Raw genomic sequence first — 21946 nt, forward strand, 5'->3', positions numbered from 1 at the left:
CGCGCGTGCAGGCGCTCAGTTCGGTGAGTGCGGCGGCCTCCCGTCGGTCTCACCGTGACGGGGCCAGTACGCCAGGGCCCGTTCGGCGAGAGCGGTGATCGTGAGCGAGGGGTTCACGCCGGGGTTGGCCGAGACGGCCGAGCCGTCGAGGACGTGCAGACCGGGGTGCCCCCACACACGGTGGTACATGTCGATGACGCCCGCCTCGGGTGTCGCAGAGATCACCGCTCCCCCGAGGAAGTGGGCGGTCAGCGGGATGCCGAACACCTCGGGCCACGATCCTCGTGCTTCCGCCGACACGCCGCCCTCTTCCTGCATCCGCGCCGCGATCGCCGCTGCGGCCGCGTGGGCCTGCGGCAGGTGACTCGGATTCGGCTCACCATGCCCCTGCTCGCTCGTCATGACGAGTCGCCCGAGACGTGGACGCAGCGACAGCGTCAGGGAGTTGTCGGCGGTCTGCATCACGAGCGCGATGATGCCCCGCTCGCTCCACCTGCGCAGGTTCGCCAACCGGAACTGTCGCAGCGGCGCACGGATCACCTGACGGGCAAGGCTCCCCACTCGTGCGCCGAGCGAGCGCTCGCCGGTCACCAGCACGGTCGCGAGCGCTCCCATCAGATTCGACCCGGGTCCATAGCGTACGTTCTCGACGTGCGTACGGTCGTCCACGTGGAACGACGTGGTGATCGCCACACCCCTCGCCAACTCGAGGGAATCCGGCACCCTCGTGGCGACCGCGCCGTCGAGCGCCTCCGAGTTCGTCCGGGTGAGGCGTCCGACGGCATCGGATATCCTCGGCAGCGCGCCGGACGCCTTCATCCGATGCAACAGTTGCTGAGTGCCCCAGGTGCCCGCGGCGAGCACCACCTGCTCCGCGGTCACCGTTCTCCGCGTGCGCCGGAGCCGAGAACCACTGCGCCGGGTCGTGACTGCGAAGCCCCCGGCCGGGAGCTCGCGGATGTCGATGACCGTGCGCATCGGCTCGATCACCGCACCGCGTCGCTCCGCGAGCGCGAGGTAGTTCTTCATCAGGGTGTTCTTCGCTCCGACGCGGCATCCGACCATGCAGTTGCCGCAGAGCGTGCACCCGGTGCGCTCAGGTCCCTCGCCGTCGAAATAAGGATCGGCGACGCGCTCCCCGGTCGCCCGAACCACACGCCGACCGGCGCATGGCGGAACGTGGAACCCACCCCGAGGTCCTCCGCCGCACCGGCCATGATCCGCTCGACGGGGCCGGTATGCGGATAGCGCTCCACGACCCCCAGCATCCGCTTCGCCGTGCGATAGTGCGGCGACAGCTCGGACTCCCAGTCGGCGATGTCACGCCATTGCGGGTCCTGGAAGAACGCGACTCCCGGCTGATACAGCGTGTTCGCGTAGTTGAGCGAGCCTCCTCCGACGCCGGCGCCCGCGAGGATCATCACGTGGGGCAGGCGATGGATGCGCTGGATCCCGAAGCAGCCGAGCGCGGGAGCCCACAGGTAACGCCGCAGGTTCCAGCTGGTCTTCGCGAAGTCCTCGTCCTCGAAGCGACGTCCCGCTTCGTAGACCCTGACCCGGTAGCCCTTCTCTCGGAGCCGCAACGCCGCGACGGACCCGCCGAACCCCGACCCCACGATCACGACGTCTTCGTCGAACCCGGTCATCGCCCTCCCTCCGACACCATGACGGTGAGCGCCCCGGGAAACACGGAGATCGCGCACTCATCCTCACCGACCCGCTCCCCGTCCGCGTAGACGACGAGCCCGGGAGCGGAGATCGTGACAGCTCGCGCCCGTCGATGGACGACCTCCGGCCGATCCAGGTGGGTTCCGCGCAGGAGCAGCGGGAACAGCCGAAGCAGGCGCGCACGGCTGAGCGGCGCGACCTGCACGATGTCGAGCAGGCCATCGTCCGGCAGCGCTCCGACGCAGATCGGCATGCCTCCGCCGTAGCTCGCTGTGCTGCCCGCGGCGATCAGCGTGCCGGGAGACATCCTCGGGATCTCGCCGTCGACGGAGATCGTGAAGTCCATCGGGCGCAGACGCGCGAGTTCGATGAGCAGCGCGAGGTAGTAGCGGGGCGCGCCGTGCGGCCAGCGGAGTCGGTTCGTGCGTTCGCTGATCTTCGCATCGAAGCCGAGAGCAGCGATGGTCAGGTACTTCTTGCGACCGGTCGCTGTGCGGATCTCTCCGACGTCGATCGGACGCGGCACCCCGGTGAGCGCGAGTTCCGCGGCAGCCTTGGCGTCGCGACGGGGCAGGCCCAGCGCCCGCGCCAAGTCGTTCCCGGTGCCCGCTGCCACGAGCGCTACCGGAACGGATGCCGCGCAGACGACGTCGAGGACGCCGGAGAGCGTGCCGTCGCCGCCCACCACGACCAGTGCGCGCGGTTCCTCTGCGAGCGCCGTGGCGGCGAGCCGGACGGTGTCGTCGGCTGACGCGCCGGCGTAGGTCCGCACATCCGCACCTCGTTCGCGCAGATGAGAGACGGCGATCTCCGCAGCTCTCCTGCCGCGGCCCTTGCCGGAGAAGGGATTCGCGAGCACGGCGATGTGCTCTGCCACGTCAGCGTGTCCGTTCGACGGGGATCACGGCACCGGGGTTCAGGATGCCTGCGGGATCGAGCTCGCGCTTGATCGCGGTGAGGATGCGGATGCCGGTGTCGCCGATCTCCTGACCGAGCCAGTCCGCGTGGTCCCGTCCCACCGCATGGTGATGGCTGATGGTGCCGCCGGACGCGATGATCGCGTCGTTCACGCGCGCCTTCACCGCCTCCCAGACGCCGAGAGGCTCGGCACGGATACCGGCGAGCACGGTGAAGTAGAGCGACGCTCCTGTGGGGTAGATGTGGGAGACGTGGCACATGACATACGTCTTCGCTCCGGCATCGGCGAAACCGTGCTTCAGCGCCGTCTCGACGGCCGTGCGCAGGGGCCGCAGGTTCGACCACGTCGTCGCGGTCTCGAGGGTCTCGCAGAACACACCCGCGTCGAGCAGCGAATCCCGCAGATACGGACCGTCGAAGCGGCCCTGAAGCCACTCCTCCGCCGCGCCCTCCCCGGCAGACGTGCCGCCGGCTGCGGCGAGCTGGGCACTCGCCCTGGCCCGCCGACCGGTGATGTCTTCGCCCTCGTACACCGTCACCGCGCTCGCTCCCTTCGCGAGGGCCTTCCCGATCTTCCCCACCTGGGCGAGGCTCACCGCGGTCTCCGCCTCGTCGGAGAGCCGGATGACGGTAGGGCCGTCGCCCGACTGCGCCACTCGCCGGAGCCCTTCGACGCCGCTCTCGAAGTCGGGGAAGGTCCACGATTCGAACAACCGCTCGCGAGGAATCGGATGCACGCGCACCTTGACCTCGGTGATCACACCGAAGATGCCCTCGGAGCCGAGGAACACACGGATCAGGTCGGGCCCCGCCGCCGAGCCGGGTGAGCGCCCGAGTTCGAGGTCCCCGTCGGCGTCGCCACGCGGATCCCGGTCACCATCGTCTCGAAACGTCCGTTGCCTGCCGAGTTCTGGCCCGAGGAACGCGCCGCCGCGAAGCCGCCGATCGTCGCGTAGCGGAAGCTCTGGGGAAGTGTCCGAGTTCGAGACCGTGCGCCGACAGCAGCGACTCCGCCTCGGGCCCTGTGGTGCCCGCGGCGAGCACGGCTTCGCCGCTGAGCTCATCGAGTCTCACCAGGCCGGTCAGGCGGCGCAGATCGAGGGTCACGACACCGTGGTGCGTCCCGCGGTCGGGGTCGAGGGCACCGACGACGCTCGTACCACCGCCGAAGGGGATCACCGCGACCCCGCGCTCACCAGCCACCTCCAGGCACGCACGTACTTCGTCGTGAGCGGCCGGGCGCACGACGGCATCGGGCACACGCTGCTCCCGAGCTCGGCGTCGCAACAGGTCCGGAGTCGACCGCCCGCCCGCGTGGCGGATGCGCGCCTCCGCAGACTCGTCCACGTGCTCCGCGCCGACGACGGAGCGGAAAGCGTCGAGATCCTCCGCCGTCAGAGCGCTGTCATCGATGCGGACGGCGTCCAGCGACACCGGCTCCTCTGGCCGACGGATGCGACCGAGCAGAAGCGGCAGCAGGGTGCGGACCGCGCGCGGCAGCTCCTTGGCCTTGCGAGGATCGCCCCAGCCGTTCCACCGCATCGCGACATGGTCGGCGCCGCTGCCACTCTCCTGCTCCATGCGTTACAGTGTGACACATCATGGAAGAACGTCAACCAGAAGTCGACAAGAGCGAAGACGAGCTCCCCGCGTGGGATGCCACCCAGACCCGCATCCTCGACGCTGCCGACGCCCTGATCAGCCGTCGTGGTGTGCACGGCGTGACGATCGCCGAGCTCGCACGGCGCTCCGAGCTGAGCCGTCCGACGATCTACCGCAGCTGGTCCGATGCCGACGACGTCGTCCGCTCGGCTTTGCTTCGTCGGGTGATCGGGCTCATCGAGATGCTGCCGCCGGACCCCGCCCGCACCCGCGCGTCGGTGGTCGACGCAGTCATGCGGTTCATCACGCTCTTCCGCGGCGACACGGTGTATGCGCGTCTGCTCGCCGACGAGCCGGAGGCCTTCACCCGCTACACGCTGCAGCGCGTCGGGTCGAGTCAGCGCCGGATACTGCGCTGGCTCGCCGCCGCCATCGCCGCAGCCCAGACCGATGGGTCCGTCCGCGCTGATCCGGCCGGAGAGATCGCGGTCATGGTGCTGCTGGTGGCCCAGTCCGCCGTCCTCTCGCACGGGACCGTCGCGGAGCTCATCTCCGAGGCCGCATGGGAGCGCGAACTGCGGACGACTCTCGACGGGCTTCTGCGCCCATGACCACGACATCCTCTGCGCTGAACGGGTCACGGCGTCGGGGCGACCTTGCACGAGCGGCGGAGGAGACGGTGGATGTTCTCGTCATCGGCGGCGGGATCACGGGCGCCGGCGTCGCCCTGGACGCCGCAGCTCGCGGCCTCTCCGTCACGCTGATCGACGCGGAGGACCTCTCCTTCGGCACGAGTCGGTTCAGCTCGAAACTCGTGCACGGCGGCCTGCGTTACCTTGCCACCGGGGACGTGGCCACCGCACGGGAGAGCGCGCACGAGCGACACCTTCTCATGACCACCATCGCCCCGCACCTGATCCGTCCGCTCGGACAGCTGCTCCCGTTCAGCGAAGGCATCACGCTCCGCCAGCGCACGGCCGGCGCTCTCGGCATGGGGCTCGGTGACCTCCTGCGGATGAGAGCGCACACCTCCCGGGCCGTGCTCCCGGCTCCGGTTCTGGTGTCCGCGCGCACGGCCGCCCGCATCGCGCCGGCCCTGGAACGCCGTGGTCTGCGCGGCGGCATGCTCTAGTACGACGGCCAGCTCGACGACGACGCCAGGCTCGTGGTCACGGTGGCGCGGACAGCCGCGTCGCTCGGAGCGCGGATCCTCACCCGAGTCCGAGCTCTCGGGCTGCGTGGCGACGGCGCGACCGCCGAGGACACGCTGACGGGAGAGCGTCTCGATATCAGAGCGCGCGCCGTCATCAACGCGACCGGCGTGTGGGCGGGCTCGCTCGACGACGCGATCCGGGTGCGCCCGAGCCGGGGCACGCACATCGTCCTCGACGCGAACGACCTCGGGGCGCCGCACACGGCCCTCACGATCCCCCACGAAGGGTCGATCAGCCGATATGTCTTCGCGCTGCCGCAGGCGTACGGTCGGGTGATCGTCGGGCTGACCGACGAGGATGCTCCGGACGCCGTGCCCCGGGTTGCGCAGCCCACGGAACGTGAGATCGACTTCCTGCTCACGAACCTCAATCGTGTGGTCGCGTCGCCGATCCGACGCGAGCAGGTGCGCGGCGCGTTCGCGGGCCTTAGACCTCTCGTCGACCGGGGCACGGCTCCGACGGCCGACATCTCGCGCAGACACCTCGTGACCGTGTCCGGCGCGGGGTTCGTCACGGTCCTCGGCGGGAAGCTGACCACCTATCGACGGATGGCCGAGGACGCGGTCGATCTGGCGCTGCACACCCGCGGGCTGACGGCCCCACCGAGCCGGACCGCGTCATTGCGTCTCGTCGACCGCAGGGTTCCCGTTGCTCGAGAGCCGGTCGACGAGGAGACGGGCCTGACCAGTGCTGAGGTCGAGTACGCCGTGCGTGTCGAGGGCGCCATGACGGTCGAGGACGTCCTCGACCGGCGGACCCGCATCGGGCTCGTCGATGCCGACCGAGAACGGTGCCGCGCAGCCGTCGAAGCCATCGTCCAGAGGTCGCTCGCAGACGGGGCCTGATTCCTTCCGGAGGCGGATCCGAGCGCTCCCGGTTCGACGGCACGGCAACGCGGGTAACGGCGGGAGAACAGCGCATGAACTCCCCTCGACCGCGGTCCCCACGCGACGCACTGCCCGCCGCGAGCGTGCACAGTGGTGTCATGGACATGCTCTTCACGATGCTGGGCGGCAAAGGGATGTCAGGGCTGTTGAAGACCGGAACAGCGATCCTCACGACCCTCCTGGTACTCCCCGCTCTCCTGAAGCTCTTCATCGTCACTGTCGATGAGGGCTGGGCGGCCATCCGGACGCGAAACGGCAAGCCCATCATCCGCAATCGCCCCCAGCGACGCCCGACCAATCGCGGGGGCGCGGTCGGCGAGGTGGTCGTGCTCGATCCGGGCTCGCACGGCGCGTTCCCGCTGTTCTACTGGTACCGGCTGATCGACGTCCGCTGTCGGGCGACCGATCTCCCGGTGCGGGAGATGGGAGGAGCGAACGGTCACCAGCACCGGGTCCACGCGTCGTTCGAATGGCGACCGATACCGAGCGGTCGAGATCTGCGAGTGTTCGAGCTCGACGTCGTGAACGTCAAGGAGCGGGCCTCGAACATCGTCGGAGCAGCGCTGCGCGATGTCATCCGCGGGCTCGAGGGCACCGAGTTGCCGCACAACGACGAGATCAACACCAGGGTCATCGCCGCGAGTGCCGATGAGGTGCGCCGCGCCTGCGGTGTGGAACTCGTGCGCGTCATGGTGACCGGTGACGCCCTGACCGACGGGTATCTCCTCTCGACGGCACTCCGCGACGTCGATCGGGGCGCTCAAGCCGTCGCCGCGCTGCACGCACTGAACTGACGCCCGCCGACGCGGTGCCGGGGAAGACGTCGGCTCGGGCCGCTCGGCTCAGTGCCGCTCGTGCAGCGGAAGGTCGATCGCGCCCGTCTCCCCCGCGTGGCGGGCCTTCGGGATGCGGGTTCCGAGAACCTGGGCGACGATGTCCTGCGCGATCTTCGACGGTGTGAGTCCCGCATCGGCGAGGATCTGGTCGCGGCTCGCATGGTCGATGAACTCGTCGGGCAGGCCGAGCTCGTCGACCGCCGTGTCGATGCCGGCCTCTCGGAGGGCCTGGCGGACCCGGGTGCCGATGCCGCCGACGCGGATGCCGTCTTCGAGCGTGATGACGAGGCGGTGGTGCCCGGCGAGCTCGACGATGGACGGCTGCACCGGGATAGCCCAGCGCGGGTCGATGACGGTCGCCCCGATCCCCTGCGCGCGCAGACGATCGGCGACGTCCAACGCGAGTTCCGCGAAGGGACCGATCGCCACGATCAGGACGTCTTCGCTCTCGCCGCGGGCCAGCACGTCGACGCCGTCACGCAGGCGCTCGATCGCCGGAAGATCCTGCGCGACCTCGCCCTTGGGGAAGCGGATGACCGTGGGGGCGTCGTCGACCTCGACGGCCTCGTTCAGGGCCTCCGTCAGCCGGGCGCCGTCTCGCGGGGCGGCGATGCGGATGTGCGGGACGATCTGGAGCATGGCGAGGTCCCACATGCCGTGGTGGCTGGGGCCGTCCGGGCCGGTCACCCCTGCGCGGTCGAGCACGAAGGTGACGCCGGCGCGGTGCAGAGCCACGTCCATCAGCACCTGATCGAACGCGCGCCCCATGAATGTCGCGTAGAGCGCGACCACCGGGTGCAGCCCGCCGAAAGCGAGTCCGGCCGCAGAGGCGACCGCATGCTGCTCGGCGATGCCGACGTCGTACACCCGATCGGGGAACCGCTCCGCGAACGGAGCGAGACCTGTCGGCCGCAGCATGGCGGCCGTCATCGCGATCACATCGCTGCGCTGCTCGCCCACCGACACGAGCGCATCGGAGAACACATCGGTCCATCCTCGGCCGCCGGACGACAGTGTCTCTCCGGTCGTCGGGTCGATCTTCCCTACGGCGTGGAACTGGTCGGCTTCGTCATCGCGTGCCGGTTGGTAACCGCGCCCCTTCTCGGTGATCGCGTGCACGATCACCGGAGCACCATACGACTTCGCCAGCTCGAGGGTCTCGAGCAGTGCCGGGAGGTCGTGCCCGTCGACCGGACCCAGGTACTTGATGTCGAGGTTGGAGTACAGCGCCTCGTTGTTCGTGAACCGCGACAGGAAACCGTGCGTTCCCCCGCGGACGCCGCGGAACACCGCTCGGCCGACCGGGCCGAAGGCGCGGAACAGGCGGTCGGAGCGCTGGTGCAGGTCTTTGTATGCGGCGGCGGTGCGCACCCGGTTCAGGTACCGCGACATGCCGCCGATCGTCGGCGCGTACGAGCGTCCGTTGTCATTGACCACGATCACGAGATTGCGGTCGTTGTCGTCGGAGATGTTGTTCAGCGCCTCCCACGTCATGCCGCCCGTGAGCGCACCGTCGCCCACGACCGCGACGACATGCCGATCCGCCCGACCGGTCGCGGTGAGCGCCCGGGAGATGCCGTCGGCCCAGCTGAGCGAACTCGAGGCGTGGGAGGACTCCACGACGTCATGGGCGCTCTCCCCGCGTTGCGGATACCCGGCGAGACCGCCACGCACCCGCAGGGCGGAGAAGTCCTGGCGCCCGGTGAGCAGCTTGTGCACGTAGGACTGGTGACCGGTGTCGAAGATGAAGGGATCGTCCGGGGAGGAGAAGACCCGGTGCAGCGCGATGGTCAGCTCGACCACTCCGAGGTTCGGACCGAGGTGGCCTCCCGTCCGGGAGACGTTGTCGACGAGGAACTCTCGGATCTCTGCAGCGAGCTGCTCCAGTTGGTCGGCCGAGAGGGCGTCCAGATCACGGGGTCCTGAGATGCTCGGAAGAATGGTCATCTGCGCCTCCTCACAGGCTCCGCCGGAAGCACCCGACGGGGGTGCGGGCGCCTCTCGATCCTACCCCGCGGGCTCCGCAGAGCACGCTGCACAGACACCCCCTTGACAGGCGGAAGGGGCTCGTGTCCGAAGACCCGAGCCCCTTTCGTCTGTGCGATCAGACCAGCGAACGCAGCACGTACTGCAGGATGCCGCCGTTGCGGTAGTAGTCGGCCTCACCGGGGGTGTCGATGCGGACGACCGCGTCGAACTCCACGGTCTGCTTGCCCTCGGGCGAGTGCTCGCTCGGGGTGGCCGTGACCTTGACCGTCTTGGGCGTGACGCCGTTGTTGAGCTCTTCCAGACCCGAGATCGAGACGATCTCGGTACCGTCGAGTCCGAGCGACTCCCAGCTCTCGCCGGCAGGGAACTGCAGCGGGACGACGCCCATGCCGATCAGGTTCGAGCGGTGGATGCGCTCGAAGCTCTCGGTGATGACGGCCTTGACGCCCAGCAGGCTCGTGCCCTTGGCCGCCCAGTCGCGCGACGAGCCGGAGCCGTACTCCTTGCCGCCGAAGATGACGAGAGGGGTACCCTGCTCCTGGTAGTTCATGCTCGCGTCGTAGATGTACGACTGCGGGCCGCCGGGCTGCGTGAAGTCGCGCGTGAATCCACCCTCGACGACCTGTCCGTCGTTGACGGCCGAGACCATGAGGTTCTTCAGACGGATGTTCGCGAACGTCCCGCGGATCATGACCTCGTGGTTGCCACGACGCGAACCGAAGGAGTTGAAGTCCTTGCGGTCGACGCCGTGCTCGGTGAGGTACTGCGCCGCCGGCGTGCCCGGCTTGATGTTTCCGGCCGGCGAGATGTGGTCGGTCGTGACCGAGTCGCCGAGCGTCGCCATGACACGAGCACCCTCGATGTCCTTCACCGGGGTGAGCTCCATCGTCATGCCGTCGAAGTACGGCGCCTTGCGGACGTAGGTCGAGTTCTCGTCCCACTGGAACGTGTCGTCGTCCGGCGTCGGCAGGTTGCGCCAGCGCTCGTCGCCGTCGAACACCGTCGCGTACTGCTTGATGAACTGGTCGCGCGAGATCGACGAGTCGACGATCTCCTGCACCTCATCGGGCGTCGGCCAGATGTCCTTCAGGAAGACGTCCTGTCCGTCGCTGCCCTTGCCGAGCGCGTCGTTCTCGAAGTCGAAGTGCATCGACCCGGCCAGCGCATACGCGATGACCAGCGGCGGGCTGGCGAGGTAGTTCATCTTCACGTCGGGGCTGATGCGACCCTCGAAGTTGCGGTTGCCCGAGAGCACGGCGGTGACGGCGAGGTCGTGCGAGTTGATCGCCTCCGACACCTCTTCGATCAGCGGGCCCGAGTTGCCGATGCAGATCGTGCACCCGTAGCCGACGGTGTAGAAGCCGAGGCCCTCGAGGTCCTTGTCCAGACCGGACTTCTCGTAGTAGTCGGTGACGACCTTCGAGCCGGGGCCGAGAGTCGTCTTGACCCACGGCTTCTGCTTCAGGCCCTTCTCGAGCGCCTTGCGCGCGACGAGACCGGCCGCGATCATGACCGACGGGTTCGACGTGTTGGTGCACGAGGTGATCGCGGCGAGGGTGACGGCTCCGTTGTCGAGGATGTACTTCTCCCCCGACGGCGTGGTGACGGGAACCGGGTTGGAGGCGTTCGTCGGCGCACCGCTGCTGATGTGCACGGGGCGCGTCGTCGGCTCCTCTTCGCCGGGGACCTGTCCCGGGTCGGACGCCGGGAACGAGTGCTTCGACTCGAGGTCGACGATGTCGTCGCTCGTCGAGGGCGTCGCATAGCTCAGGATGTCCTGCTCGAACTGCGTCTTCGCCTCGGAGAGGAGGATGCGGTCCTGCGGGCGCTTCGGGCCGGCGATCGACGGCACGACCGTGCCGAGGTCGAGCTCGAGGTACTCGCTGAAGGTCGGCTCGTGCGAGGCGTCGTGCCAGAGCTTCTGCTCCTTGGCGTACGCCTCGACCAGTGCGACGGCCTCCTCGCTGCGGCCGGTGAGGCGCAGGTAGTCGAGGGTGACGTCGTCGATCGGGAAGATCGCGGCCGTGGAGCCGAACTCGGGCGACATGTTGCCGATCGTGGCGCGGTTCGCGAGCGGCACGGATGCCACGCCCTCACCGTAGAACTCGACGAACTTGCCGACCACGCCGTGCTTGCGCAGCAGGTCGGTGATCGTGAGCACGACGTCGGTGGCAGTGACGCCGGCGGGGATCTCACCCGACAGCTTGAAGCCGACGACGCGCGGGATGAGCATCGACACGGGCTGGCCGAGCATGGCCGCCTCCGCCTCGATGCCGCCGACGCCCCAACCCAGCACGCCGAGGCCGTTGACCATGGTGGTGTGCGAGTCGGTGCCGACGCAGGTGTCGGGGTATGCGCGGAGCACGCCGTCGACGTCCCGGTCGTAGATGACCTTCGCGAGGTGCTCGATGTTCACCTGGTGGACGATGCCGGTTCCAGGCGGGACGACCTTGAAGTCGCTGAACGCGGTCTGCCCCCAGCGAAGGAACTGGTAGCGCTCGCCGTTGCGCTCGTACTCGATCTCGACATTGCGCTCGAGGGCGTTCTCGGAGCCGAACAGGTCGGCGATCACGGAGTGGTCGATGACCATCTCGGCGGGCGAGAGCGGGTTGATCTTGTTCGCGTCTCCGCCGAGCGCCGTCACGGCCTCGCGCATGGTGGCGAGGTCGACGATGCAGGGCACACCGGTGAAGTCCTGCATGACCACGCGGGCCGGCGTGAACTGGATCTCGGTGTTGGGCTCTGCCGCGGCATCCCACGACCCCAGCGCCTCGATCTGCGCCTTCGTCACATTCGCGCCGTCCTCGGTGCGAAGCAGGTTCTCCAGGAGGACCTTGAGACTGAAGGGGAGCTTCTCGAAACCGGGCACCGTGTCGATGCGGAAGATCTCGTAGTCGGTGCTGCCGACTGTCAGGGTGCTCTTGGCACCGAAGCTGTTCACCGTGGACACGAATCCGTCTCCTTCTATTCGGATGGGAGCGACAGGCGCCTCCATCTTGCTCGCCAGCGAGCTCCTGCGGCTAGCAAGGCGGACCTAACCAGTCTGCTCCGCGCGGCCCGCCGGCGAAAGCCTGCGATTTATCTTGATGTCAAGATAAATCTATCATGCCTCGGCGGTATCCTCGCGCGACGGCCCCCGAGGATGGAGAGCCCGGACGACCAGCCAGGTGACGGCGATGAGGGGCGCGAACAGCGGCAGCCCCATGATGAGCTTGAGCGTGCCGAGCGCCGTGACGTCACCCGCGAGGTAGAGCGGCAGCTGCACCGCGAGCCGCGCGAAGAACAGCGCGGCCCATGCGATGCCGAGCCAGAAGTACGCGCGACGTTTGCGCCGATCGTTCCGCCAGGCAGTGCCCTCCCCCATCAGGAACCCGACGGCGAGGCCGATCAGCGACCATCCGATCAGGGCCGACACCAGGATGACCGAGCCGTACACGGCGTTCGTGATCAGGCCGGGGACGAAGTTGTCGGCGCCGCGCCCCGTCCACAGTGCCAGTCCGGCCGCAGCCACCGCGGCGACCAGCCCGCCGATGGCGGCGGACGGCGGGGACTTCTGCAGCAGACGCACGATCGTGAAGATCGCGGCGAGGCCGACGGATATCCCCAGCGAGAGGATCAGCGGCTCGGGGCGGATCGTGAAGATGACGACGAAGGCGAGACTGGGCAGCACCGATTCGAGGATGCCGCGAACCCCGCCGATGGCCGACCACACGACCTTGTGGGTGCTGGCGCTCTCCGCCGGGTCGAGTCCGGCACGGCGAGCCGCACTGCCGAGCGCCTCCCCGAGGAGTTCCGAGGTGCGCTTCTCGCGCTCCGGCTCGTGTTCCGGCGTGCTCACGCCGAGCCCGGTGTCGCCGGCATCTTCAGCGGGATCAGGTCGCGCGGCGGCATGGGAGAACCACCGCGCACGACGACGATCGATCGGAACAGGTCCTCGACCTTGGCCCCGGCCTCCGGATCCGACGCGCCGGCGCCGCCGATGACCCCACGCAGGAACCACCGCGGCCCGTCGATGCCGATGAAGCGCGCGAGACGCAGACCCGAACCCTCGCTCGCGGTCGCAGGGACCTCGGCGAGCAGCTCCTTGCCCAGCGGACCGTCGCGCTCCTCGACGCGGCCGCCCTGCGCCTTCACCTGATCGCGCAGCTGCACGCGGGTCTCATCCCAGAGACCGCCCGATCGCGGCGCCGCGAACGGCTGCACCTGCAACGAGGAGTCGGCGTAGTCCAGGCCGACGGCCACGATGCGCTTGGTCTGCTCCTCCACCTCGAGTCGCAGGTTCAGGCCTTCACGCGGAAGGATCTTGATCCCCCCGAGATCGATGTACGGCCGGACCGGGTTCGCCTCGGAGTCGTCGAAGGGCCCATCGGTGGCGCGGTTCTCGGGCGCCGACTTCGAAGGGGTGTCGTTGTTGTCAGTCATTGGCTTGTCCTGCTTCGTTCTGGTGGAGCGCCGCCTGGTATCCGGTGGAACCGAATCCCCCGTCGCCGCGGATGCTGTCTGGCAGCTCATCGACCGGGAGGAACGTGGCACGCGTCACCGGCATGATGATCAGCTGCGCGATGCGATCGCCGACCGCCACATCGTACGCGCTGCGGGTATCGGTGTTGATCAGACTCACCTTGATCTCACCGCGGTATCCGGCGTCGACGGTGCCGGGCGAGTTGACGATCGAGATGCCGTGCTTCGCGGCGAGACCGCTCCGCGGCACCACGAAGGCGGCGTACCCGTCCGGGAGCGCGATGCGCACGCCCGTCGCGACCAGAGCCCGCTCCCCCGGCTCGAGATGCACGGCCTCGGCCGAGACCAGATCTGCACCGGCGTCTCCCGGATGCGCGTACCCGGGAGTGACTGCGGCGATAATGGGGACATCAACGGAATCGGTCACCCCATGAGGCTAATGCAGAACCCCGCCACAGACGCACGTACCCGCTATCGCGAACGGCTCTCCCCGAGCCTGTGGCTTCTCGTCACCGTCGCGGTTGCCGGACCGATGGTGTCACTCGTCTTCGTCCCCATCGGTTCGACGTTCGCGCTCGTGCTGGGAGCGGTGGTCTCCGCGCTCCTCGTGCTCGGGTTCGTGCTCGCGACGCCCGTCGTCGCCGTGGAGGGCACGGTGCTCCGCGTCGGACGCGCGCACATCGACGCGCGATTCCTCGGTGAACCGGTGGCGTTGACCGGAGAAGAGGCCAGACAGGCGCGCGGTCCCGATCTCCCGGCCCGTGGCTGGCACCTGATCCGCGGCGGCATCGACGGCATCGTCATCGTGCCGAACATCGATGCGGACGATCCCGTCGTCGCCTGGACGATCTCCAGCCGCACGCCCGATCGCCTGGCTGCGGCTATCCGGGCCGCCCGCGCCTGACGGAAACGCGCCCGGGAACGACAGCGCGCCCCTGACCGGAGGGTCGGGGGCGCGTGAGACGTCGCTCGGAGGACTGCTAGGCAGCGCACTCCTTGCAGATGGGCCCGGATGCGCCCTCGTGGTCGAGCTGCGAGCGGTGCTTCACGAGGAAGCAGCTCATGCACGTGAACTCGTCCTGCTGCGCAGGCAGCACGACGACATCGAGCTCGAGATCGGAAAGGTCGGCACCCGGAAGGTCGAAGCTCGACGGGTTGTCGGAGTCTTCGTCCCCGCTTGAGCCGGAGTTCTTGTCCGGCACACGCTCCTTGAGGGCTTCGATCGACTCGGAGTCGTCTTCGCTCTTTCGGGGGGCGTCGTAATCGGTTGCCATGCGGTAGATCTCCACTTTCATGGTGCGAGTGGGTGGTGCGCCGTCGGGTATTCGGCGGCCATAGTTTGCACGACGCAAAGGCATAACGCAAATGCGGGTCCGTGCGACAGAGCAAACTCACGGCACGCCCAGGGTATTCCCCGCCGCTGCGCTCGTCGCGTGACACCATGAACGGACACCCATCAGAGGGGCATTCGCATGGAAAACGTCACCATCGTCGGCACTGAAGCAGGAGTCCTCGTACTCGCGACCGAGTCGGGCGAGCGGTTCGCGCTGCCCATCGACGACATGCTGCAGCGGGAGATCCGTCGCGCCACGCGCCAGTCCGAGCCCACCGCCCAGAAGCTCGCCGCGAGTCCCCGCGACATCCAGGCGCAGATCCGCGCCGGTCTCACGGCTCCGGAGGTCGCCGAACTCCTCGGCATCAGCGTCGACGACGTCGCACGGTTCGAGGGCCCGGTCCTCGCCGAGCGGGAGCACATCATCGGTCAGGCCCTCGCGGTCCCCGTCCTCATCGGCAGCGAGGTCGAGCCCGACGCCCAGCCCACCTTCGGCGCCGCCGTCCGCGCGAAGCTCGATGAGGTCGCGGCCACCGCGGAACGCTGGGCCAGCTGGAAGGGAGACGCGGGCTGGACGGTCAAGCTCGAGTTCACCGCCAACGACGTCGAGCACGATGCGCGCTGGAGCTTCGACCCGCGTCGCAGCGCCCTCTCGCCGTTGAACGCGGATGCCACCCAGCTCTCACGTCAAGGCTCCCTTCCCGAGGGCCTCATCCCCCGCCTCCGGGCCGTCGAGGCCGACCGTGCCACGTCTCCCTACAAGGATGAGAGCCGCTTCGACTCCGGGGCGTTCGGCCCCCGCCTGCTCCCGGCACCCGAGGCGGAGCTCGAGGACCCCGCCCTTCCGGCGCGCTCCGACGTCGCCGCGCAGGATGCGGCGATCAAACGCGCACCCTCGGCGCAGAGCACCAACCCGGAGACCGCCGATCTGCTCGAGGCGCTCCGTCGCCGGCGCGGTCAGCGCGAGACGGCGCCCGTTCTCGAAGACACCGAAGACGACGATCACTCCGACCCGATCGCGCTTTTCGATGCGCTCGAGCAGCAGCAGGACGAACCGGAGCCGACGCAGACCTCTCAGCCATCACCCTCCGAGACGGGCGACTCCAGCGGTCGGCGACGTCGACGCAACGCGATGCCCTCATGGGACGAGATCGTCTTCGGGGCACGCACCGACGAGTGACGGTCAGCGCGCGAACGCCCCCAGGCGCAGCAGCGGCACGTTCCGCTCCTCCGGCGTGAGAGCGCCGTGCTGGCCGATCATTCCGCGCCCTCGCTGGTCCGCAGCCGTACCGTCGTAGATGGCCCATGCGCCGCGTGCGATCGCCAGCAGGTCGCCGATCCGCGACGCGGCCGCCTCAGTCACCGTCGGTCCGAACAGTCCGAGCTGAACGGCCTCTTCGCGAGTGATCACGTCGGCCACACCCTCGAGATCGGCTCTCCAACGCGCAGTCACCGCGGCGGAGTCGGCGTCGGGTTCGAGATAAACGTGGAGCATCCGAGGCTCGCCGCCGATGTGGCGCACCCCGGCGAGATGCTCTGCGTCGAGCACGACCTGGCGGTTCACCGGCACATCGACCATCCCGTGATCCGATGTGACGAGTACGCCGACTCCGGGAGGCACGCGTGCCGAGAGTGCGGCGTCGATGTCCTCGAGCGCGGCGACCCATTCGCGCGAGGCGATGCCGTACTTGTGACCGGCTTTGTCGACCTCAGGCAGGTAGCAGTAGACGAGTGAACCCGCACTCCCCTGGGCGAGTGCGTACGCGGCTTCGATGCGCGAGGCAGCCGTCGTCGCTGCGACGAACTCCGCCCCTCGGAGGGTCGCCTTGGTGAACCCGCTGTGCGCGTAGCCGCCGAATCCGACCGCGAAGCTCGGGTGCCCGTCGCGACCCGCGCGTTCGAAGATCGTCTCTGCCGCCTGCCAGGTGAGCGGGTCGATGCCGTCCGTCTCCCAGCCGCTGAGCTGGTTGACGAGGATGTCGCGGCTCGCATCCCGCACACGATAGCCCACCAGTCCGTGTTCGCCGGGCCACACACCCGTGACGATACTCGTGAGCGCCGCTGCCGTCGTGGAAGGGAACACGGTTCGGGCGACGTCCTTCTTCGCCATCCCGGCTGTCAGAGCGCGCGCATGTCCGGCATGACTGCGCAGGCTGATCGCACCGAGTCCGTCGATCACGACGAGGACAGCCGCATCCACGCGCGGGAGCGCAGCGGATTCACCGCGGAGCGCGGATGACAGGTCCGCCGCCACCCCGACGACGCTCCGAACGCTCGGCGACTCGGACGGTAGCATGAGGGACATCCGAGCCAGTCTGACACAGGCTCCCGTACGCCTTCAGGAAGTCCATGCCGAAAACGCCGCCGCCCGAGCCCGTCGAGGAGCGCATCCAGGACATCGACCTCTCCTCGGAGATGCAGGGTTCGTTCCTCGAGTACGCGTACTCGGTGATCTACTCACGGGCCCTGCCCGATGCCCGTGACGGCCTCAAGCCGGTGCAGCGGCGCATCCTCTACCAGATGGCCGAGATGGGCCTGCGCCCCGACCGCGGACACGTCAAGAGCGCCCGTGTCGTCGGCGAGGTGATGGGGAAGCTGCATCCGCACGGCGACTCGGCGATCTACGACGCCCTGGTGCGTCTGGCACAGGAGTGGGCTCTGCGCGTGCCCCTCGTCGACGGCCACGGCAACTTCGGCTCGCTCGACGACGGGCCTGCCGCCGCCCGATACACCGAGGCTCGTCTCGCCGCCGCTGCCCTCGCACTCACCGAGAATCTCGACGAAGACGTCGTCGACTTCATCCCGAACTACGACGGGCAGTTCCAGCAGCCCGCGGTGCTCCCCGCGGCGTTCCCCAATCTGCTCGTGAACGGCGCCAGCGGCATCGCCGTCGGCATGGCGACCAACATGGCCCCGCACAACCTCATCGAGGTCGTCGCCGCTGCCACCCACCTGCTCGAGAACCCGGACGCGACCACCGAGGAGTTGATGGAGTTCGTCCCGGGACCCGACTTCCCCTCCGGCGGGATCCTGATGGGGCTCGACGGGGTCAAAGACGCATACACGAACGGCCGAGGCGCTCTCAAGGTCCGCGGCAAGACCTCGATCGAGCCGCTCGGCCCTCGACGCACCGGCATCATCGTCTCCGAACTCCCCTACATGGTGGGACCCGAACGACTGATCGAGAAGATCCGCGACGCCGTGCAGGCCAAGAAGCTGCAGGGCATCAGCGACGTCACCGACCTGACCGACCGCAACCACGGGCTGCGCGTGGCGATCGGGGTCAAGACCGGTTTCGACCCGAATGCCGTCCTGGAGCAGCTCTACCGTCTGACCCCGCTGGAGGACTCCTTCAGCATCAACAACGTCGCGCTCGTCGACGGCCAGCCGCGCACTCTCGGCCTCAAAGAGATGCTGAGCGTCTACGTCGGGCACCGCCTCGAGGTCATCACGCGTCGCAGTCGCTATCGCCTCGCGCGACGCGAAGAGCGCCTGCACCTCGTCGAGGGACTGCTCATCGCGATCCTCGACATCGACGAGGTCATCCAGGTGATCCGCTCCTCCGACGACTCGGAGCAGGCCAGGACGCGGCTTCGCTCCGTCTTCGATCTCAGCGAGCTGCAGGCCGAGTACATCCTCGAGCTGCGCCTGCGTCGTCTGACCAAGTTCTCGCGCATCGAACTCGAGACCGAACGCGACGCGTTGCTGGCGGAGATCGCGTCGCTGCGAGAACTCCTCGGGAGTCCGGTGCTGCTGCGCGCCGTCGTCGCGCGCGAGCTCGATGCCGCCGCCGACGCCTATGGCACGCCTCGTCGAACCCTCTTGATGAACGCGGCGCCCCCAAGCCGCGGGCCACGAAGGGTGCCGTCGACCTGCAGATCGCCGACGCCCCCACCGTGCTCGTGCTGTCGACCACCGGTCGCGCCGTGCGGGTCGACCTCGGCGAGGGTCAAGAACTCGGCGTCCCTGCACGGCGAAGCAAGCACGACGCCATCCTCACCACGATCGAGACGACGGTCCGCGCGGAGATCGGTGCGGTGACGAGTCTGGGTCGTGTCGTGCGCTTCTCTCCGGTCGACCTGCCGTCCGTGCCGTCGACATCGGTGCAGCTCGCCGCTGGCACGCCGCTGCGCGACTATCTCGGCATCACGACCAAGGGTGAGAAGGTCCTCGGGTTCGTCCGCTTCGACAGCGATACCCCGATCGCGCTCGGAACCGCGCAGGGGACGGTCAAGCGCATCGTGCCTTCCTCGCTGCCCGTGCGACCCGACCTCGAGGTCATCGGGATGAAGCCGGGCGATACCGTCGTCGGTGCGGCCGAGGCCTCGGACGACACCGAACTCGTCTTCGTCACCACCGACGCCCAACTGCTCCGCTTCCCCGCATCGACGGTTCGTCCGCAGGGTGCCCCGGCTGGCGGCATGGCCGGCGTGAAGCTCGGCTCCGGGGCGTCGGTCCTCTTCTTCGGCGCCGTCGACCCGACGACGGACGCCGTCGTGGCCACCGTGTCCGGCGGCGAGAGCATCCTCCCCGGAACGGACCCCGGCCGCGCGAAGGTGTCGTCCTTCGCGGAGTATCCCGCGAAGGGCCGCGCCACGGGTGGCGTGCGCGCACATGCCTTCCTGAAGGGCGAAGACCGCCTCACGGTCGCCTGGGTCGGAGCGAGCCCGCCCCAGGCCGTCGACCCGACGGGAGCAGTGCGCAAGCTGCCGGAGACGGGCGCTCGCCGAGATGCCTCGGGCCAGCCGATCGACGGCGTGATCGGCAGCATCGGCCGGACCCTCGTCTGACGCCCCACCGGCGACTCGGATGAGAAGAGGGACCAGGGCGACCTGGTCCCTCTTCTCATCCGTCCGGCCGACTCAGGCGTCGATCGACTCGCGCGACAGTCGATCCGACGAGTCGATGATGAACTCCCGACGCGGGGCTACCTCATTGCCCATGAGCAGTTCGAAGACGCGACCCGCGGCCTCGGCATCCTCCATCCGCACACGACGCAGAAGGCGTCCGGAGCGGTCCATCGTCGTGTTCGCCAGCTGCTCGGCGTCCATCTCGCCGAGACCCTTGTAGCGCTGGATCGGTTCGTGCCAGCGCTTGCCCGCCTTGCGGAGCTTCGCCAGCAGGGCATGCATCTCCTGCTCGCTGTACGTGTAGATCGTCTCGTTCGGCTTGGAGCCGGGGTTCATCACGATGATCCGGTGCAGCGGCGGAACAGCGGCGAACACGCGACCGTCTTCGATCAGCGGGCGCATGTAGCGGAAGAACAGTGTGAGCAGCAGCGTGCGGATGTGTGCGCCGTCGACGTCGGCATCGCTCATCAGGATGATCTTCCCGTACCGCGCGGCGCCGATGTCGAACGTGCGACCGGAGCCCGCCCCGATCACCTGGATGATCGACGCGCACTCGGCGTTCGACAGCATGTCGCCGACCGACGCCTTCTGCACGTTGAGGATCTTGCCGCGGATCGGCAGCAGGGCCTGGAACTCGCTGTTTCGCGCGTTCTTCGCCGTGCCGAGCGCCGAGTCTCCCTCGACGATGAAGAGCTCACTGCGCTCGACCTCGTTCGTGCGGCAGTCGACGAGCTTCGTCGGGAGAGTCGAGGACTCGAGGGCGTTCTTCCTGCGCTGCGTCTCCTTGTGTGCGCGCGCGGACACACGCGCCTTCATCTCGGAGACGATCTTGTCGAGAAGCTGTGACGCCTGATTCTTGTCGTCGCGCTTGGTCGACCCGAAACGCTGCGCCAGGTCCTTGCGGATCACCTGCGCCACGATCTGCCGCACCGCCGGGGTCCCGAGAACCTCCTTGGTCTGGCCTTCGAACTGCGGCTCTGGCACGTTGACCGTGAGCACCGCCGTGAGCCCGGCGAGGACGTCGTCCTTCTCGAGCTTGTCGTTGCCCACCTTGAGCCGGCGCGCGTTCTGCTCGACCTGCGTGCGGAGCACCTTGAGGAGCTCCTGCTCGAAGCCCTGCTGGTGCGTTCCCCCCTTGGGAGTCGCGATGATGTTCACGAACGATCGGACGCGGGTGTCGTAGCCGGTGCCCCAGCGCATCGCGAGGTCGACGGCACACACGCGCTCCACCTCGGTCGCGACCATGTGCCCGTCCGCCTGCAGCACCGGGACGGTCTCCTTGAAGGTGCCCTCGCCCTGGATGCGCCAGGTGTCGGTCACCGGCGGGTCGATGGCGAGGTAGTCGACGAACTCGGAGATCCCGCCCTCGTAGAGGTACGAGGTCTCGACGACACCGGTCTGAGCGGTGATGTCCTCGGCGTCACCGGCGACATCCGCCGTGCGGTCGGTCCGCTCGTCCCGCACGACGATCTCGAGCCCGGGAACGAGGAACGCGGTCTGGCGCGCCCTCGTCTCGAGGTCGCCCAGTTGGAAAGCGGCATCCTTGGTGAAGATCTGCCGATCCGCCCAGTAGCGCACGCGCGTGCCGGTCACCCCGCGCGGGGTCTTCCCGATCACGCGGAGCTCGCTGTTCTCCTCGAACGGCGTGAACGGCGCATCGGGGCGCTTCTCGCCGGAGTCCGTGAAGATGCCGGGCTCCCCACGGTGGAACGACATCGCGTAGGTCTTGCCGCCGCGATCCACCTCGACATCCAGCCGCTCGGAGAGCGCGTTGACGACGGAGGCGCCGACGCCGTGCAGACCGCCGGAGGCCGCGTAGGATCCGCCGCCGAACTTTCCGCCGGCATGCAGCTTGGTGTAGACGACCTCGACGCCCGTCAGGCCGGTGCGCGGCTCGACGTCGACCGGGATGCCGCGCCCGCGGTCGTGCACCTCGACGCTGCCGTCGGCATGCAGGATGACGTCGATCTTCGAGCCGTTGCCGGCCACGGCCTCGTCGACGGCGTTGTCGATGATCTCCCACAGGCAGTGCATGAGTCCCGGCGAGCCGTTCGACCCGATGTACATCCCGGGGCGCTTGCGGACAGCTTCGAGTCCCTCGAGGACCTGGAGATGATGGGCGGAATACTCGGCATTCACAATCTCCGAGTCTATTCTCGCCACCCCGACTCCGGCCGCAGACACTCCC

At 68.6% G+C, this 21946-nt stretch carries 15 protein-coding genes and 4 pseudogenes; 7 read left to right on the top strand and 12 right to left on the bottom strand.

Going from position 1 to position 21946, the window contains the following annotated elements:
- Positions 1–15: 15 nt before the first annotated feature.
- From K1X59_RS10710 to K1X59_RS21340, 4 genes and pseudogenes are all read right to left on the bottom strand, one after another.
- Positions 16–1646, bottom strand: a pseudogene (locus K1X59_RS10710) (GMC oxidoreductase).
- Complete coding sequence (locus K1X59_RS10715; RefSeq protein ID WP_220173396.1) at positions 1643–2545, bottom strand: YegS/Rv2252/BmrU family lipid kinase; 903 nt, start codon at positions 2543–2545, stop codon at positions 1643–1645. The pseudogene K1X59_RS10710 and the gene K1X59_RS10715 overlap by 4 nt, the downstream one beginning before the upstream one ends.
- A gap of 1 nt (position 2546) precedes the next feature.
- On the bottom strand, positions 2547–3377 hold the full coding sequence (locus tag K1X59_RS21330) for an FAD-binding oxidoreductase (protein ID WP_244631884.1): 831 nt from the start codon (positions 3375–3377) through the stop codon (positions 2547–2549).
- Between the two features lie 5 nt (positions 3378–3382).
- A pseudogene (locus K1X59_RS21340) lies at positions 3383–4167 on the bottom strand (FAD-binding oxidoreductase).
- A 20-nt stretch (positions 4168–4187) separates the two neighbouring features.
- On the opposite strand from K1X59_RS21340, the gene K1X59_RS10725 reads away from it, so the two are divergent.
- From K1X59_RS10725 to K1X59_RS10735, 4 genes and pseudogenes are all read left to right on the top strand, one after another.
- Positions 4188–4799: a TetR/AcrR family transcriptional regulator gene (locus K1X59_RS10725; RefSeq protein ID WP_220173397.1), complete on the top strand. Its 612-nt coding sequence runs from the start codon at positions 4188–4190 to the stop codon at positions 4797–4799.
- Positions 4796–5935: pseudogene (locus K1X59_RS10730) on the top strand (FAD-dependent oxidoreductase); the annotation flags it as partial. The gene K1X59_RS10725 and the pseudogene K1X59_RS10730, both read left to right, overlap by 4 nt.
- Positions 5936–5950: 15 nt before the next feature.
- On the top strand, positions 5951–6247 hold the full coding sequence (locus K1X59_RS21345) for a glycerol-3-phosphate dehydrogenase C-terminal domain-containing protein (RefSeq protein ID WP_258567215.1): 297 nt from the start codon (positions 5951–5953) through the stop codon (positions 6245–6247).
- A 140-nt stretch (positions 6248–6387) separates the two neighbouring features.
- Entirely contained in the window at positions 6388–7083 is a 696-nt protein-coding gene (locus K1X59_RS10735) for an SPFH domain-containing protein (protein WP_183152809.1), read from the top strand.
- Positions 7084–7131: 48 nt separating this feature from the next.
- Here the strand turns inward: K1X59_RS10735 and dxs are convergent, their stop codons facing one another.
- The 5 genes from dxs to dut all read right to left on the bottom strand — a co-directional run bounded on the left by dxs (position 7132) and on the right by dut (position 14002).
- A complete protein-coding gene (gene dxs, locus K1X59_RS10740; RefSeq protein ID WP_183150114.1) occupies positions 7132–9072 on the bottom strand; it encodes a 1-deoxy-D-xylulose-5-phosphate synthase in 1941 nt (646 codons plus the stop codon).
- Between the two features lie 157 nt (positions 9073–9229).
- A complete protein-coding gene (gene acnA / locus K1X59_RS10745) occupies positions 9230–12064 on the bottom strand; it encodes an aconitate hydratase AcnA (protein ID WP_396652537.1) in 2835 nt (944 codons plus the stop codon).
- A gap of 153 nt (positions 12065–12217) precedes the next feature.
- Positions 12218–12952, bottom strand: a complete 735-nt coding sequence (locus tag K1X59_RS10750) for a DUF3159 domain-containing protein (RefSeq protein ID WP_183150116.1) — start codon at positions 12950–12952, stop codon at positions 12218–12220.
- Positions 12949–13536, bottom strand: a complete 588-nt coding sequence (locus K1X59_RS10755) for a DUF3710 domain-containing protein (RefSeq protein WP_183150117.1) — start codon at positions 13534–13536, stop codon at positions 12949–12951. The genes K1X59_RS10750 and K1X59_RS10755 overlap by 4 nt, the downstream gene beginning before the upstream one ends.
- Complete coding sequence (dut, locus tag K1X59_RS10760; RefSeq protein ID WP_183150118.1) at positions 13529–14002, bottom strand: dUTP diphosphatase; 474 nt, start codon at positions 14000–14002, stop codon at positions 13529–13531. Before dut ends, K1X59_RS10755 begins: the two co-directional genes overlap by 8 nt.
- 12 nt (positions 14003–14014) lie before the next feature.
- On the opposite strand from dut, the gene K1X59_RS10765 reads away from it, so the two are divergent.
- The gene (locus K1X59_RS10765; RefSeq protein ID WP_183152810.1) at positions 14015–14479 is read left to right on the top strand and encodes a DUF3093 domain-containing protein; all 465 of its coding nucleotides are present in this window, start codon (positions 14015–14017) and stop codon (positions 14477–14479) included.
- Between the two features lie 76 nt (positions 14480–14555).
- On the opposite strand, the gene K1X59_RS10770 is transcribed toward K1X59_RS10765, so the two are convergent.
- A complete protein-coding gene (locus K1X59_RS10770; RefSeq protein WP_046747247.1) occupies positions 14556–14849 on the bottom strand; it encodes a DUF4193 domain-containing protein in 294 nt (97 codons plus the stop codon).
- Positions 14850–15047: 198 nt separating this feature from the next.
- Here K1X59_RS10770 and sepH point away from each other — a divergent pair, with 198 nt between their 5' ends.
- Positions 15048–16088, top strand: a complete 1041-nt coding sequence (gene sepH / locus K1X59_RS10775) for a septation protein SepH (RefSeq protein WP_183150119.1) — start codon at positions 15048–15050, stop codon at positions 16086–16088.
- Positions 16089–16091: 3 nt separating this feature from the next.
- On the opposite strand, the gene K1X59_RS10780 is transcribed toward sepH, so the two are convergent.
- Entirely contained in the window at positions 16092–17213 is a 1122-nt protein-coding gene (locus tag K1X59_RS10780; protein WP_258566796.1) for an alkaline phosphatase family protein, read from the bottom strand.
- Between the two features lie 44 nt (positions 17214–17257).
- On the opposite strand from K1X59_RS10780, the pseudogene K1X59_RS10785 reads away from it, so the two are divergent.
- Positions 17258–19698, top strand: a pseudogene (locus K1X59_RS10785) (DNA topoisomerase (ATP-hydrolyzing) subunit A).
- 72 nt (positions 19699–19770) lie between these two features.
- Here K1X59_RS10785 and K1X59_RS10790 read toward each other — a convergent pair.
- A complete protein-coding gene (locus tag K1X59_RS10790; RefSeq protein WP_183150120.1) occupies positions 19771–21897 on the bottom strand; it encodes a type IIA DNA topoisomerase subunit B in 2127 nt (708 codons plus the stop codon).
- Between the last annotated feature and the right edge of the window lie 49 nt (positions 21898–21946).

This window comes from Microbacterium sp. Se5.02b, from assembly GCF_019464375.1.
Lineage (GTDB): Bacteria > Actinomycetota > Actinomycetes > Actinomycetales > Microbacteriaceae > Microbacterium.